The sequence below is a fragment of the Bombilactobacillus sp. ESL1094 genome (genome assembly GCF_058107425.1).
Map to the genome: position 1 here is coordinate 1,534,692 of NZ_JBYLUM010000001.1, position 15,578 is coordinate 1,550,269.

At 37.7% G+C, this 15,578-nt stretch carries 16 protein-coding genes; 12 read left to right on the forward strand and 4 right to left on the reverse strand.

Going from position 1 to position 15,578, the window contains the following annotated elements; all coding sequences use genetic code 11:
* Nucleotides 1-14 precede the first annotated feature (14 nt).
* From AC3B5S_RS07265 to AC3B5S_RS07295, 7 genes are all read left to right on the forward strand, one after another.
* Nucleotides 15-443 (forward strand): F0F1 ATP synthase subunit epsilon, encoded by a 429-nt coding sequence (locus AC3B5S_RS07265; protein ID WP_489757792.1) that lies wholly within the window; start codon nucleotides 15-17, stop codon nucleotides 441-443.
* A 128-nt stretch (nucleotides 444-571) separates the two neighbouring features.
* Nucleotides 572-802, forward strand: coding sequence for a DUF1146 family protein (locus AC3B5S_RS07270; RefSeq protein ID WP_489769689.1), 231 nt, complete (start codon nucleotides 572-574; stop codon nucleotides 800-802).
* Between the two features lie 88 nt (nucleotides 803-890).
* Nucleotides 891-1,880 carry a rod shape-determining protein gene (locus tag AC3B5S_RS07275; protein WP_489757794.1) on the forward strand — a complete coding sequence of 330 codons (990 nt, stop codon included), beginning with the start codon at nucleotides 891-893 and terminating at the stop codon, nucleotides 1,878-1,880.
* Nucleotides 1,881-1,888: 8 nt separating this feature from the next.
* Entirely contained in the window at nucleotides 1,889-2,059 is a 171-nt protein-coding gene (locus AC3B5S_RS07280; protein ID WP_489769690.1) for a DNA-directed RNA polymerase subunit beta, read from the forward strand.
* 5 nt (nucleotides 2,060-2,064) lie between these two features.
* A complete protein-coding gene (gene yidD / locus AC3B5S_RS07285; RefSeq protein ID WP_489757796.1) occupies nucleotides 2,065-2,346 on the forward strand; it encodes a membrane protein insertion efficiency factor YidD in 282 nt (93 codons plus the stop codon).
* Nucleotides 2,347-2,357: 11 nt separating this feature from the next.
* Nucleotides 2,358-2,594, forward strand: a complete 237-nt coding sequence (locus AC3B5S_RS07290; RefSeq protein WP_489757797.1) for a DUF2969 family protein — start codon at nucleotides 2,358-2,360, stop codon at nucleotides 2,592-2,594.
* 10 nt (nucleotides 2,595-2,604) lie between these two features.
* On the forward strand, nucleotides 2,605-3,813 hold the full coding sequence (locus tag AC3B5S_RS07295; protein WP_489769691.1) for an FtsW/RodA/SpoVE family cell cycle protein: 1,209 nt from the start codon (nucleotides 2,605-2,607) through the stop codon (nucleotides 3,811-3,813).
* A gap of 119 nt (nucleotides 3,814-3,932) precedes the next feature.
* On the opposite strand, the gene AC3B5S_RS07300 is transcribed toward AC3B5S_RS07295, so the two are convergent.
* From AC3B5S_RS07300 to rpsD, 4 genes are all read right to left on the reverse strand, one after another.
* A complete protein-coding gene (locus AC3B5S_RS07300) occupies nucleotides 3,933-4,418 on the reverse strand; it encodes a universal stress protein (protein WP_489757799.1) in 486 nt (161 codons plus the stop codon).
* Nucleotides 4,419-4,492: 74 nt separating this feature from the next.
* The gene (locus AC3B5S_RS07305) at nucleotides 4,493-4,771 is read right to left on the reverse strand and encodes a hypothetical protein (protein WP_489769692.1); all 279 of its coding nucleotides are present in this window, start codon (nucleotides 4,769-4,771) and stop codon (nucleotides 4,493-4,495) included.
* Nucleotides 4,768-6,063 (reverse strand): replication-associated recombination protein A, encoded by a 1,296-nt coding sequence (locus AC3B5S_RS07310; protein ID WP_489757801.1) that lies wholly within the window; start codon nucleotides 6,061-6,063, stop codon nucleotides 4,768-4,770. The genes AC3B5S_RS07305 and AC3B5S_RS07310 overlap by 4 nt, the downstream gene beginning before the upstream one ends.
* 65 nt (nucleotides 6,064-6,128) lie before the next feature.
* Nucleotides 6,129-6,737 (reverse strand): 30S ribosomal protein S4, encoded by a 609-nt coding sequence (gene rpsD / locus AC3B5S_RS07315; RefSeq protein ID WP_489757802.1) that lies wholly within the window; start codon nucleotides 6,735-6,737, stop codon nucleotides 6,129-6,131.
* Nucleotides 6,738-7,076: 339 nt separating this feature from the next.
* Between rpsD and AC3B5S_RS07320 the strand changes: the two genes are divergently transcribed.
* The 5 genes from AC3B5S_RS07320 (at nucleotide 7,077) to AC3B5S_RS07340 (ending at nucleotide 15,567) form a co-directional block, all read left to right on the forward strand.
* Nucleotides 7,077-8,768 carry a septation ring formation regulator EzrA gene (locus AC3B5S_RS07320; RefSeq protein ID WP_489790288.1) on the forward strand — a complete coding sequence of 564 codons (1,692 nt, stop codon included), beginning with the start codon at nucleotides 7,077-7,079 and terminating at the stop codon, nucleotides 8,766-8,768.
* 48 nt (nucleotides 8,769-8,816) lie between these two features.
* Nucleotides 8,817-9,962, forward strand: a complete 1,146-nt coding sequence (locus AC3B5S_RS07325; RefSeq protein WP_489757804.1) for a cysteine desulfurase family protein — start codon at nucleotides 8,817-8,819, stop codon at nucleotides 9,960-9,962.
* A 15-nt stretch (nucleotides 9,963-9,977) separates the two neighbouring features.
* Nucleotides 9,978-11,195, forward strand: a complete 1,218-nt coding sequence (gene thiI, locus AC3B5S_RS07330; protein ID WP_489775273.1) for a tRNA uracil 4-sulfurtransferase ThiI — start codon at nucleotides 9,978-9,980, stop codon at nucleotides 11,193-11,195.
* Nucleotides 11,196-11,469: 274 nt separating this feature from the next.
* Nucleotides 11,470-14,115: a valine--tRNA ligase gene (locus AC3B5S_RS07335; protein WP_489790289.1), complete on the forward strand. Its 2,646-nt coding sequence runs from the start codon at nucleotides 11,470-11,472 to the stop codon at nucleotides 14,113-14,115.
* A gap of 168 nt (nucleotides 14,116-14,283) precedes the next feature.
* Nucleotides 14,284-15,567: a bifunctional folylpolyglutamate synthase/dihydrofolate synthase gene (locus tag AC3B5S_RS07340; protein ID WP_489790290.1), complete on the forward strand. Its 1,284-nt coding sequence runs from the start codon at nucleotides 14,284-14,286 to the stop codon at nucleotides 15,565-15,567.
* Nucleotides 15,568-15,578: the final 11 nt, after the last annotated feature.

Genomic DNA, 15,578 nt, shown 5'->3' on the forward strand with positions numbered 1-15,578 from the left:
AGGAGGTTAAGGTTATGGAAGACGATTCTGTCTTAACTGTCAATATTATTACTCCCGCTGGTCAAGTTTATTCTCATCATTCCAAACGTGTAGTAGCTCGAGCTAGCGATGGTGATTTGGGAATTTTGCCGAATCACTTACCAATTATCGCTACTTTGAAAATTGCTGAAGTACGCGTATTGCGAGCAAACAATGAACATCAAGAAGATGCGATTGCGGTCAATGGTGGCTATTTAGAATTTAAAGATAATGTATTAAATATTATTGCTGATAGTGCTGAACGGGCACGTAATATTGATTTGCGCAGGGCACGTTATGCTAAGCAGCGAGCGGAAGAACAAATCAAGCACGCAGAGACTATTCAAGACATTGATGAAGTTAAACGAGCGCAGGTAGCCTTGGCCCGGGCAATTAATCGGATCAATGTTTATAATCATCGTTAAAATCCTCTTATTGATAAGAGGATTTTTTCTTTTCTAGCGATTGGTATGATAAAATCAATGATAGAAGTTTAGTAGAGTTGTTTGACAACTAGCTCTCAAACAGTTTTGGATTAAAAGGAGATTTTTCTGTGAAACAAGTCGGAATTCAAAGTTTATTAACTTTGTGTAGTCACGTTTTTTTTATTTGGATCGCGTTTTTAGCAATTCAAACGTTAAACTGGGATAAGTTATTACACAATCATACTAATAATTTAGGGAAAATTTTAATTACCTTTTTGGCGATTGCTTTAGGATATACTGTGAGTTCTTTTTTTATTAGTTTAATTCAAACTTTTCAAAATTTGATTTTTATGTTTTAAAGTCATTGTAATTTATCGCTAATATCCATTTAGCGCAGCCAGTTATGTTATAATCCTATCTTGTGAAGACTTTTTTTGGAGGCTTAAAATGGCAAAATCGATTGGAATTGATTTAGGAACAGCTAATGTCTTAATTAATGTTCAAGGTGAAGGTATCGTTGTAAATGAACCCTCTGTAGTGGCAATTAATACGGATGATAATCATGTTTTAGCAGTAGGTACGAAGGCTTATCAAATGGTTGGTCGAACACCGGGCAATATTAAGGCTATTCGGCCTCTGAAAGATGGCGTAATTGCTGATTTTGATATTACGGAAAAAATGTTACAATACTTTATTGATGAAATAAATGTTAATTCCCGTTTCTCTCATCCCACGATTATGATTTGCTGTCCAACAAATATTACTTCTATTGAACAGCGATCAATTATTGAAGCGGCTGAACAAACAGGTAGTAAAGATGTTTACTTAGAATTGGAACCAAAGGTAGCAGCTGTGGGCGCTGGTATGGATATCTTTAAACCACAAGGTAACATGGTCATTGATATTGGTGGTGGAACCAGCGATATTGCTATTTTATCCATGGGCGATATTGCAGTCAGCAAATCAATGCGGTTGGCTGGTGATGAGATGAATACTGCCATCCAAAACTATGTCAAATTACACAATAATATTATTATCGGTGAACGCACAGCCGAAGATATCAAAAAACAGATTGGTTCAGCGTTTGAACCCGATCCTAATAAGCAAATTACGATTCGCGGTCGGGATGTTGCTACTGGCTTACCAGTGGGAGTAACTATTTCTGAAGTAGAAACTCAGGCAGCTTTAGCGGATATTTTAAATTCGATTATTGCAGGGGTTAAGACAGTTTTAGAACAGGCAGCTCCGGAATTAGCAGCTGATATTATTGATCGGGGAATTATGCTCACTGGTGGTGGTTCCTTAGTAAAAGGCATTGATAAATTGTTTGCACAGGAATTACAAGTTCCAGTGATTGTAGCTGAAGATCCATTAGATACAGTAGCTAAGGGTACTGGCATCTTATTAGAACGATTAGCTAATAATAAAAAGCGTTAGGTTGAATTATGAACGGATCATTTGGAAATCATTTAGTTAGAGTTATTTTAAAAATTATTTTAGCTTTTATTATTTTATTCATATTAGGCATGATGATTGGAGCTGTTATTGGCGGCGGTAATCCTTTAACGCCGTTGTTGCCAAGCACTTGGATTCATATCTTTAAGTTTTCTAATTAATTACCATGTTAATTAGGTTAATTAAGTTATATCAAAAGTATCTCTCTCCTTTACTGCCACCTAGTTGTCGATATTATCCGACTTGTTCGGCCTATATGATTGAAGCTATCAAAAAAGAAGGTAGCTTGCTTGGATTTATTATGGGATGTGCGCGGATTTTAAGATGTCACCCTTTTGTTAAAGGTGGATTTGATCCAGTTCCAGATCATTTTACGTTATTGAAAAATCGCCATCCTGAACAGTATGAAGATGAAATTATCGCGCAGCGGTTTCATCCTAAAAAATGAAAGAGGAATTTATGAGAACAAAAGAACGTAAATTTAATGTTAACTTAGTTGAAGCGGGTACCAACAGTTGGAAAGTGACTTTAGCTAAAGGACGTCAAGACCAAACCATTGCTCGAATCAATCAAAGTGATTCCAAGCATTTTGAAGTGACACTGATTGATGATAGCAATTCGACTAAATTAGTTGCGTCGGATTTAAATGAAGCGTTAAATATTGCCTTAATGCAATTTAATCTACATTTACACTAGAGGATTCGTTATGGGATTAGGAAGTAAATCTAAAAGTAATCTTGATGAAGATAATTCTCGCATTGATTACGGGGTTATTTTTTCGGTAATGCTCTTGGCTTTGATTGGTTTGGTTTCAATTTATGTAGCTGCTTCGCACGATTTAAGAAGTGGTGGCCCGTGGCATATGGTTCTTTCGCAATTGGTTTGGTATTTGATTGGGGCTATCGGTGTATTTATTATCATGCACCTTGATGCAGAACAATTATGGAGTATTGCTCCGTATGCTTACTGGATTGGTATCGGTTTATTAATTGCAGTATTGTTTTTTTATAGTCGTGAATATGCGGTGAAGACTGGCGCTAAAAGTTGGTTTGCTTTGGGTCCATTTTCCTTTCAACCATCGGAGTTAATGAAACCAGCTTTTATTATCATGTTAGGGCGCGTGGTGACGATTCATAATCACGCTTATCCTAAACATGATTTACACAGTGATTTAATTTTAATTGGACGAATTCTGTTATGGTCCTTACCAGTTATTTTATTGATGCTCTTACAAAAAGATTTTGGGACGATGTTAGTTTTCTTAGCCATTATTGCAGGTGTCATGTTAGTCTCCGGTATTGATTGGCGCATTTTGCTAACGTTGGTGGCCATTGTAGGAGTTTTAGGTGGTGGCGCCATTTATTTAGTGTCGACTGGTGATGGACGGCAGTTTTTGAGTCATTTAGGTTTTCATGCTTATCAGTTTGAAAGAATTGATTCTTGGTTAAACCCGTCGGGAGATACTTCGAATTCTAGTTATCAATTGTGGCAAAACTTAAAAGCAATTGGTTCTGGTAAATTATGGGGTAAGGGTTTTAACCATTCTAATGTCTATGTCCCTGTTAGAGAGTCGGACATGATTTTTTCAGTTATGGGTGAAAATTTTGGTTTTATTGGCTCCTGTTGCTTAATTTTGATCTATTTTATGTTAATTTCACAAATGGTAAAAGTGACCTTCGATACTAAAAATGAATTTTATGCGTATGTCTCCACGGGGATCATTATGATGATTTTATTTCATGTCTTTGAAAATATTGGTATGAGTATTGGTTTATTACCAATGACGGGTATTCCATTACCATTTATTTCACAGGGTGGTTCTGCACTATTAGGTAATATGATTGGAATTGGAATCATTATGTCGATGCGTTATCATTATAAGAGCTACATGTTTAGTAATAACGATTTTAAGTAAGCAGACGAATTGAAATGAATTTATTTTATAATGATGTAACAATTAAAAAAACACTTTAGGGTAATATCTAAGATGATTGATGCAGATATTAACTAAAGTGTTTTTTAGTTGTTAAATTTTTACTTTGATTCAGTGCCGGGCTGTTCTTTAATAGTCTGATTTTGTAAGTCGGTTCTCACGACCATGACATCGCAAGGAGCATTGCGAGTGACAAATTCTGTGACGGAACCAATTAATAAACGTTCGACAGCATTTAGACCAGTAGCGCCAATGACGATTAGGTCAATATTTAAATCTTTCGGAATAGTGCGGGCAATTTTGGTTTTGGGTGCACCATACTGAATTGAAGTTTTGACGGAAGTAACGCCTTTTTTTAAAGCTAATTGTTCATATTCATCAATGGTTTGTTGAGCGGTTTGAGAAACTTGTTCCACCATTGAGGAATCAAAACTAGAAACATCCTGAAAAGCTCTTGTATCCACAACATGTAAAATTGTTAATGCGGCCTGGTTGCGCTTAGCAACCTCGACTGCTTTGTTAAATGCCATTTCTGCTTCAAAAGAACCATCAACTGGTACTAAAATGGATTGGTAATTTTGTAACATCAAATCCCCCCTAATAACTTATCTGCGATACAATAGCTATTTTAATTGATTTATAACAAAAATGCACATGTGAGTTACTTATCTAGTTGGACAACTATTAAAGAAAAACCACCGACAATTAAACTACCAATGACTAAAGTCGCTAAATTCCAATCAAGTGGTGCCCAAATTAATAGAATGATTCCTAGTAAACTGACTAGAAATAGGAAAGTGGCCGTAATGAGAGCCACTTTTTTTAATTGTGGTAAATTTTCTTGTTTAACAGCAATGAAAGGGTGATCTTTAGTAGTAATTAATAATACTGCCAAAATTAGCATAATAATAATAAAAATAGCAATTAAGAGTTTAATCATGACTGGTCCGCCTTGTTGGATTTATTTTGTAATATTTTTAAATGCTGGTAAGTCTTTTGTAAATTAGTTTCATATTGACTATTATTTTTGGCGTGATAATATTGCGTTCCTTTTAATTTAGTGGGTAAATATTGTTGAGCCACCCAATCATTTTTAAAATCATGTGGGTATTGATAACCTAAACCATGCTGCAAGAGCTGAGCACCTTGATAATGAGTATCTTTGAGATCATCAGGAATAGTGCCAATTTTACCGGCTTGAACGTCGGCTAATGCCGCATCAATTGCATTAATGCCCGAATTTGATTTGGGACTTAAACAGAGTTCGATGACACTATCAGCCAAGGGAATTCGAGCTTCTGGCAGTCCAACTTGCTCGGCTGCTTGACAAGCAACTACTGTTCGTTGGCAAACTGGAGGATTAGCTAGTCCGATGTCTTCATACGCACAGATCATTAAACGACGAATGACTGTTTTTAATTCACCAGCTGCCAGTAAACGAGCCAAATAATGTAATGCCGCATCTGTATCGCTACCACGAATCGATTTTTGAAAAGCTGAAATGACGTCATAGTGACCATCACCGTTTTTATCAGCAGTTAATGTTTTACGCTGCAGGGATTCACTAATGATTTCGGCGGTAATAACAATTTGTTCTTGCTCATTTTTCGGAGTCGATTTGACTGCCAATTCTAATCCATTTAATGAGCTCCGTAAATCGCCTCCGGTAGCAGTAGTTAAAATTTCCATAGCAGAATCGGTGATTTGCACAGGATATTGACCTAGTCCTTGAGCTTGATCGCTTAAAGCACGCTGAATAGCTTGTTTAATATCAGAAGCGCTGAGCGGTTTAACTTCAAAAATTTGGGTTCGACTGCGAATTGCGGGATTGATAGCAATATAAGGATTTTCGGTGGTGGCCCCAATTAAAATAATTTGCCCACTTTCTAACAAAGGTAATAAAAAGTCTTGTTTGGTTTTATCTAAACGGTGAATTTCATCCAGTAGCAAAACAACCGTGCCACTCATCTTGGCTTCCTCGGCTACAATTTGTAATTGTTTTTTAGAGTCCGTGGCCGCATTAAGTTGGCGAAAAGCATATTGACTACTGCCAGCAATGGCACTAGCAATGCTGGTTTTGCCGGTCCCGGGTGGACCGTATAAGATCATGGATGATAAAAGTTTAGCTTGCACCATACGCCAGATGATTTTACCAGGGCCGACTAAATGTTGTTGTCCCACGACTTCAGATAAGGTTTTAGGACGCATACGATAAGCAAGAGGTTGACTCAAATTATGATCCTTTCTCACAAAAAAAAGCAACCCGAAGATTGCTTTTTTTGTGGAACAAAAGTAAATTACAAAATTTGGTTGTAAAATTCAACGACTAAGGATTCATCAATTTCTGGAGCTAATTCATCACGTTGTGGTAAACGAATTAACTTACCAGTCATTTTATCTTCGTCAAATTCTACAAATGGTAAACGTGCTACGTTAGCTTCCAAGGCATCCTTGACAACTTGTAAGTTTTTGGAACGATCACGTAAAGAAATTTCTTGTCCTGGTTGAACTTCATAAGAAGGAATGTCAACGCGTTTGCCGTCAACAGTAATATGACCATGGTTAACCAACTGACGTGCTTGTGCCCGTGTAGTTGCTAAACCTAAACGATAAACAATGCTGTCTAAACGAGTTTCCAATAAAATCATAAAGTTTTCACCATGTTTACCTTGGCGAATTTTACCGGCACGTAAGAAGACATTTCTAAATTGACGTTCATTTAAACCATACATTAAACGTAATTTTTGCTTTTCTTGTAATTGAGTACCATATTCTGATAACTTGTTCCGATTCTTGGGACCATGTTGTCCCGGAGCATAAGGACGACGAGCTAATTCTTTACCAGAGCCAGATAAAGAAATTCCTAACCGACGTGACTTTTTCCAAGTAGGGCCTGTATAACGCATAAAAAATTCCTCCAAAATTTTGATTGGAGTAAAATAATGAACGTTTGAGTTCAACATTCGTGCAGTTAATATTACAATCTTCACCTTTTGCAGCTGGAGGTTACACAATTGAACATTCGAGCTATTAACTGTTGACGAGCTTGTCACTCAGTGCTGCAATTATTTTACACGCAGTTGATTTTAGTTACTTTAATAGAAAAAGTCAAGCTTTTAAGCAACACGATTAATGGCTACAATAATAGTAGAATAGATTTTAAGACTTTTTTAAGGATTAATGATAGCTTTATTTGTTATAATAAAAATAAATTGCTAATTAATGTTCATATGAGAGGCTTAAATTTGATATTTTTTATTTTAGTCATTATTTTAATCGTTGTGATGATCATTGGTATCATTTACTTTTATCAGAAAAATTTAAAAACTATTAATCAGTTAACGGCACAATTTGATCAGCTCAAAGAAGACAACCTAGATACTATTTTGGATCAAATAGCCGATTTAAAATTAACTGGCGCTAGTTTAGATCATTTTCAAAAAGATCGTTCAGCTTATCAAGCTAGCAAAGGCCAAATTATAGATTTACAAACACAGTTGATTAGTATTTCAGAAAAGAATGCGAGTTTTCGGGTGTTTACGGCTTGGCATCAATTGAAGCACTTGACACAAATCCTCACGGAGCAGAAGCAAAAATTACTAACTGCTAATAAGGGTTTAAAACAATTATTTCAAAGTATTCAACAAAACCAAACGACATTAAAAGATTTGCAGACCAAAGTTCAACAACAACAACAGTTGTTAAATGATCGTGAAGAATTAGCTGATTTGGTCGTCCCTTTAAGTGAACAGTTAACACAAATCATGACGCAATTTGCACTCATTGAAGATAAAATTAATCAAGGTGACGCTTTGGCGGCCCAACAAGATCTACAACAAATTAAAGCTGCTTTAGCCAATTATCAGCAACAATTACAGCAAGTGCAACAGCGTTTAAAGATTGATTATTCCGAACAATTAAAAGAGTTACAAGCAGCGGAGAAGAAGATGCAATTTACCAGTATCAAAATGACTGATCCGCAGATTAGTACGGAATTAAAAGACATTAAGCAATTACTGCAACAAATGCATTTGTTACTGGTGAAATTAAATTTTGACGAATTTGATCAGCTTAATCAGCAAGTCCAGGATAAAATTGACTATTTATATCATCGAATTACACAGGAATGGCGAGATAAACGCAAAGTTCAGCGTAATCAACCAGTAGTTGGCGATTTTATCCGGCATGCTGAACGTCAAAATCGGTTACTCAAACAAAAAATTAATCAGTTATTAGACGAGTACGTTGTGAATGAAGGTGAGCGGCAGCTAGCCAATTCCTATTCACAAAAAATTGCCCAGATTAAGACTGAATATCAAAAGCAATTGAAATTGATTCGGGATGAACAGGCTATTTTTTCCCAGGTTTGGCAACAGTTACAACAATTAAATCAACAATTACAAGATATCGAGCAACAACAAATTAAGATTGAGCAAAATTTAGATGGTTTAGTAGATGGCAGATCTGTGGCAACTAATTCTTATCAAGAATTTACGATTAAGTTAGATCATTTACAACGCCAAGTAGCTGTTTTGCACTTGCCTGGAACATCGAAAGACTATCAAAAATATTCTGCCATGGTTACAAAGGAAGTCAATAAAGTCGGGAAAATGTTAAAACAATTGCCGATAGATGTTGAAGAATTGACCAAGCAATTATTTGTGACACAAGAAGATTTAAATAATTTTGAACAGTTAACCCAGCAATTACTTGCTGATGTACAAATTACTGGGCGCCTGTTACAATATGCTAATAGATATGTTGCAACGGTGCCCGAAGTAAAAACTGCTGCTCAAAAGGCCCAGATGCAGTATGATCAAGAATTTGATTATCATCAGGCCGTACAAACGATTGCTACAGCTTTAGAGAAAGTTGAGCCAGGAGCAGTGCAACGAATTGAAGATTTGTATTATTCAGATTATCCTCAAAAGTCCTAAGCTTCGTAGTTAGGATTTTTTTCTTGGAATTGGGAGTGTTGAAGCTTTATGATTTATTTTGATAATAGTGCCACCACCTTAGTTGAACCATCAGTTTTAAAAACATATCAACAGGTGAGTCATGATTTTTGGGGCAATCCTTCGAGTTTGCATCATCTAGGAGATAAGTCGACCCAAATTTTAGAGGCAGCGCGTCACCAAATTGCCACTAGTTTGGGTTGTGATAGTGATGAAATATATTTTACTAGCGGTGGTTCTGAGGGTGACAATTGGATTATTAAGGGGACTGCTTTAGAAAAGCAGGTTTTTGGAAAACATATTATTTCCTCACAAATTGAACATCCCGCGGTGACTAATACTTTGCATCAATTAGAAAAGTTAGGCTTTGAGGTCACTTACTTGCCAGTCGATAAAAGCGGTCATGTTCAGGTCGCTGATGTTCAACAAGCATTGCGTAAAGACACGATCTTGGTAACGATTATGGCCGTGAATAATGAAGTGGGCGCAATTCAACCGATTAAGGCGATTGGTGATTTACTGAAAGCTTATCCTAATGTTCATTTTCATGTGGATGCTGTACAAACAGTTGGTAAAAATTTACGTTCACAATTAATGCATCCTCGGATTGATTTTGCTACTTTTTCAGGTCATAAGTTTCATGCTCCGCGCGGCATTGGTTTTATTTATGCCAAAAAGCAACGGAAAATTGCGCCGCTAATTAATGGTGGCGGTCAAGAACAGAATTGGCGTGGTGGAACAGAAAATACACCCGCGATTGCCGCTATGGCCAGAGCTTGGCGTTTAGCCACAACTGATCAAGCAGCTAAAGCTAAAAAACAACAACAGTTGCGACAGATGTTATTTGATCATTTACAGACATTACCAAATGCTGTTATTTTTTCACAAATGGATGATAGTTTTGCACCGCATATTTTGTGTTTTGCGCTCAAGGGTGTGCGTGGTGAAACGATTGTGCATGCTTTTGAAGAGTATGATATTTATTTATCCACAACTAGTGCATGTTCGTCACGAAACGGTGAAGAATCGATTACTTTAAAAGCAATGCACGTTCCAGATCAGATTGCGACTAGTGCGGTACGAGTGAGTTTGGATGAAATGAATACAGTTGCAGAAATGCAGCAGTTTATTGAAGCACTAGATAAAATTTATCAACATTTTCAAGTTTTAAATTAGGAGAGCCACAAATTTATGGAATATACAGAAATTATGGTACGCTACGGAGAATTATCGACTAAAGGCAAAAACCGCCGGAGTTTTATTGACCGTTTACATGGCAATGTCGAAAAAGTTTTACATCCGTATCCGCAAGTACGAATTCATCCCAAACGAGATCGCATGCATATTGCCCTAAATGGTGCTGATGCTCAAGGCGTTATGCAGCAGTTAAAATCGGTATTTGGCATTCAAAATTTTTCACCCAGTGTCCGGATTGCTAAGGACTTAACGGCCATTAAACAACTAGCTTTAGCGATGGTTCAAGAGCAATATAGCGGAACGCAAACTTTTAAAATTACTACTAAACGGGCCGATCATACGTTTGAGTATGATACGAATCAGATTAATTTGGCTGTAGGCGATTTTGTCAGTGAAAATTTACCAGATATTCAAGCAGAGATGCGCCAGCCCGATATTAAAATTCGGATTGAGATTCGGGTAGACGGAGCTTATTTATCCAGTCAGACCTATCAAGGCGCGGGCGGCTTACCAGTAGGAACCGCCGGTAAAGCGCAGCTAATGTTATCAGGGGGAATTGATTCACCAGTTGCTGGTTATTTGGCGCTCAAACGCGGTGTTGATATTGAGATGGTGCATTTTTATAGTCCGCCTTATACGAGTGAACATGCTTTACAAAAGGCAAAAGATCTAACTGTGAAGTTAGCCAAATATGCTGGTCATATTCAGTTTATTCAAGTACCTTTTACGGAAATTCAGGAAACGATTAAGCAGCAAGTTCCTGAGGGATACTTGATGACTGTTCAACGGCGTTTTATGTTACGTTTGACAGACTTGATTCGCCAACAACGTCAAGGCTTGGCCATTTTTAATGGTGAGTCGGTGGGGCAGGTAGCTTCTCAAACGTTAGAGAGTATGGCAGCGATCAATGATGTGACAACGACGCCAATTGTCCGTCCGGTTGCTACGATGGATAAAACCGAAATCATTAAAATTGCTGAAGAAATTGATACTTTTGACTTGTCAATTCAACCATTTGAAGATTGCTGTACTATTTTTGCACCACCACGTCCAAAAACGAAGCCTAATTTACAAAAAGCCCGGAAATATGAAGCGTTGTTAGATGTTGATGGGCTAATTAAACGGGCCTTGGCTGGAATTGAAGTAACTAACATCACACCATTTGATAGTTTTTTACAACAAAAGGATGAAGAAATTGAATCTTTGTTGTAATAAAACTTGACGTGTTAACTTTTTTTTCTTATTATTAAATAAATATTAAAAAGCAATGAGCAAGAGGCTTTGAGCAGTTGATTTACAGCGAGACTATCATAGTGAGAGTTAGTCGGTGAACTAATCAAAGTAGTAACTTGTGAGCTTGTCTGAATGACCGGGAATCCGTTATCAAATTAAGATAAAGTCATTGACTTTAAATTAGGTGGTACCGCGTATGCCCACATTCGTCCTAAGTAATTAGGACGATTTTTTTATTTTAGGAGTTGAAAATATGTCTGAAGAATTTACAATGTCCGCTAAATATGATCATAACGAAGTTGAAGCAGGACGTTATCAACAATGGGTGGATGATGGTTTGTTTAAGCCCAGCGGTGATAAAAAAGCCAAACCTTATTCGATTGTTATTCCACCACCAAATGTCACTGGTAAGTTACACTTGGGACATGCTTGGGATACAACTTTACAGGATATTTTGATTCGTCAAAAACGAATGCAAGGTTTTGATACATTATATTTACCGGGAATGGATCATGCAGGAATTGCGACCCAGGCCAAAGTTGAGGCTAAACTGCGTGCGGAAGGTAAGACTCGGTTTGACTTAGGGCGTGAGGCCTTTGTTGATGAAGTGTGGAAGTGGAAAGAAGAATATGCTCAAATTATCCGTTCACAATGGGCTAAGATGGGCTTGTCCTTAGACTATTCCCGCGAACGGTTTACCTTAGATGAAGGATTATCAAAAGCGGTGCGCAAGGTGTTTGTTGACCTTTATAACAAAGGTTTGATTTACCGTGGTGAGTATATTATTAATTGGGATCCCCAATTACAAACAGCTTTGTCAGATATTGAAGTGGAGCATCAAGACGATGCTGGAGCTTTTTATCATGTTAAGTATCCGTTTGCTGATGGTTCCGGTTTTATTGAAATTGCGACAACGCGTCCCGAAACGATGCCGGGAGATGTGGCAATTGCAGTGTATCCAGGAGATGAACGCTACCAAGATATCGTGGGTAAGGAAGTGATTCTACCATTATTTGGTCGCAAGTTACCAATTATTGAAGATCATTATGTTGATCCTGAATTTGGAACTGGGATGGTTAAAATTACGCCCGCACATGATCCTAATGACTTTAAAGTCGGTAATCGTCATAATCTAGAGCGGATTAATGTCATGAACGCTGATGGAACGATGAATGAGCAAGCCGGTAAATATGCGGGAATGGATCGTTTTGAAGCGCGTAAGGCAATGGTTCAAGATTTAAAGGATCAAGGCTATCTTCTTAGCGAAGAACCAATTACTCATAGTGTTGGGCATTCAGAACGTTCGGGAGTGCAAGTTGAGCCCCGTTTATCCACTCAATGGTTTGTGAAGATGAAACCCTTAGCTGAGATGGTGTTAAAAAATCAACAAACTGACGACAAAGTCCACTTTGTGCCTGAGCGTTTTGAACATACCTTTGAGCAATGGATGGAAAATGTCCATGATTGGGTAATTTCTCGGCAATTATGGTGGGGACATCGCATTCCCGCTTGGTATAATAAAACTACTGGTGAAATGTACGTAGGCGAAACTGAACCTAAAGATGCCGAAAATTGGGAACAAGATCCAGATGTGTTGGATACATGGTTCTCTAGTGCGTTGTGGCCGTTTTCCACTTTAGGTTGGCCAGATGAACAAAGTGCTGATTTTCAGCGGTATTTCCCAACCAATGCCTTAGTTACTGGATATGATATTATTTTCTTCTGGGTAGCACGGATGGTCTTTCAAGGATTAGAGTTTACCGGCGAACGGCCTTTTAAAGATGTTTTGATTCACGGATTAATGCGTGATGAAAAAGGCCGTAAGATGAGTAAGTCTTTAGGCAATGGTATTGACCCGATGGATGTCATTGATCAGTATGGTGTTGATGCACTCCGGTGGTTCTTAATTACTGGTTCTGCACCTGGGCAGGATACGCGATTTAGTTACGAAAAAGTGGGCGCTGCTTGGAACTTTATTAATAAAATTTGGAACGCTAGTCGGTTTGTAATTATGAATTTAGCCGATACCCCAGCACCAAAGACTATGCCTCAAGCACAACAACTAGATTTAGCTGACCAATGGATTTTATCAGAATTAAATTCCACCGTAGAAAATGTTCTCCGATTGTCTGATAAGTATGAATTTGGTGAAGTCGGTCGCGCACTGTATAACTTTGTTTGGAATGAATTTTGTGATTGGTTCATCGAATTTAGTAAGGCCACGCTCAACGGAACGGATGAGACTAAGAAACAAAATAAACGCTATGTGTTAGCTTATGTTTTAGATCAAATTTTGCGTTTATTGCATCCCATTATGCCATTTGTCACTGAGAAAATTTGGTTAACGATGCCACATGAGGGTCAATCTTTGGTCGTTGCAAAATATCCACAAGTTCATCAAGAATTGGCCCGGCCCCAAGCAGTGGAACAAATGCAAATTGTGATTGCGATTATTAAAGCCATTCGCCAAATCCGTTCCGAGGCCAATGCTCCCTTAGCGAACCCGATTGACATCTTAATTAAGCCGCAAGATACAACGAAGTTAGCTTTGATTCAAGCTAGTCAAGACTATATTGAACGTTTAGGTCATCCTAAAGATTTACAAATTGCCGTTGATTTAACGGCTCCCAAATTAGCGTTCAGTGCCGTTGTTGATGGAGCAGAGGTTTATGTACCATTAACGGAATTAGTCAACGTGCAAGATGAAATTGCGCGCCAAGAAAAGCAATTGGCTAAGATTCAAGTCGATATTGATTTCTTAAATAAAAAGTTAAGTAATCAAGGATTCGTTGATCACGCACCCCAAGCAGTGGTTGAACAACAACGCAATAAGTTGCAAGATAATCAAGAACGCTATGCTAAAATTCAAGCGCGCATTCAAGAATTGAAAAATAATTAGTTTTTATTGGAAAAGATAACGATAAGAGGTTGAGACCAAGGTCTTAGTCACTAATTGTAGTCAAAGTGCACAAAAGGCTTCTGGCGAACGATTGTGATTATAAGTATAGCGGTGGAAAGGCACGCTGGTCTCGCCTCTTTTTTGTGTAGTAAAAAAGGAGTAATGACATTGATTACTAATTATCAAGCGGCATTAGATTACATTCACAGCTTGCCCCACCTGCATCAACAAAATACGTTAATGTTTGTTAAGCGGGCTTTAGCCTACTTTGATAATCCCCAGAATCAAATCAAAACTGTCCATGTCACAGGAACTAACGGTAAAGGGACTACTTGTTATTATTTAACGCAATTATTAGTAAAGAGTCATCAAAAAGTCGCCACCTTTGCTTCACCATATGTAGTAGACTTTACCGAGCGCTTCTTAATTAATGGTCAGCCGATCACTCCTCAAAAAATTATTGCCTTGACTAATCAAGTCAAACAAGCAGTGAGTGATTTACAGAAATTAGATGAGCAGTTTTATTTAGTTGAATTTGAATTTTTAGTAGTGATGATGTTCTTATTATGTGTCCAAGAAAGAGTAGATTATGGTGTTATTGAAGTCGGAATTGGGGCACAACATGATAAAACCAACGTGATTACACCTGAGCTATCGATTGTGACAAATGTAGCCATGGATCATGCCGCTTTGATTGGTCCGACACTATTGGATATTGCTCAAGAAAAAGCCGGAATTATTAAACCCCAGACGCCAGTGATTTTGGGGGCTTTAACTTCTGCTGTGCAACAAGTTTTTCTACAGCGGGCGCACCAATTAAAGGCCCCAGTTTATAGTTGGCGAAAGGATTTTCAAGCAACTGATATTCACGTTCAAGCTGTGCAACAGACTAATTTTACTTGGTCTAATAAACAGTTTGTTTATAAAGATTTGCAATTAAAAACTTGTGCGCAATCACAAATTATTGACGTTGCTTTAGCGTTACAAGCGTATCATTTGTTAATGCCTAATCCGCAACCAGCAGTCATTCATGCTAGTTTAAAAGTGCCCGGTTTGTTAGCACGGATGCAAGTCTTACAAAGTAAGCCCTTGGTAATTGTTGATGGTGCACATAATTTAGCAGCCATTCAACAGTTAATCAATGATTTACAGCCTATTAGGAAAAACCGTTCGTTAAAAATTTTGTATGCTGCGATGAATGATAAACAGCATCAAAAAATTTTACAGCAATTGGCCACGGTAGCTACAAAAATTGTGGTGACTAGTATGCCAGAAGCCCGGGCAGCGACTGCTCAAGATTATTGTTTACCGGCCAGCGCAACTTTTATTGCACCATGGCAAACAGCGTTAGTACAAGCGCTTCATGATTTACAAAATTCTGAGATCTTATTAATTTGTGGCTCACTACATTTTGCCGGAGAGGTGTTGCGTTATTACAAAGAAAAGTTTTGATTTTGCATAGT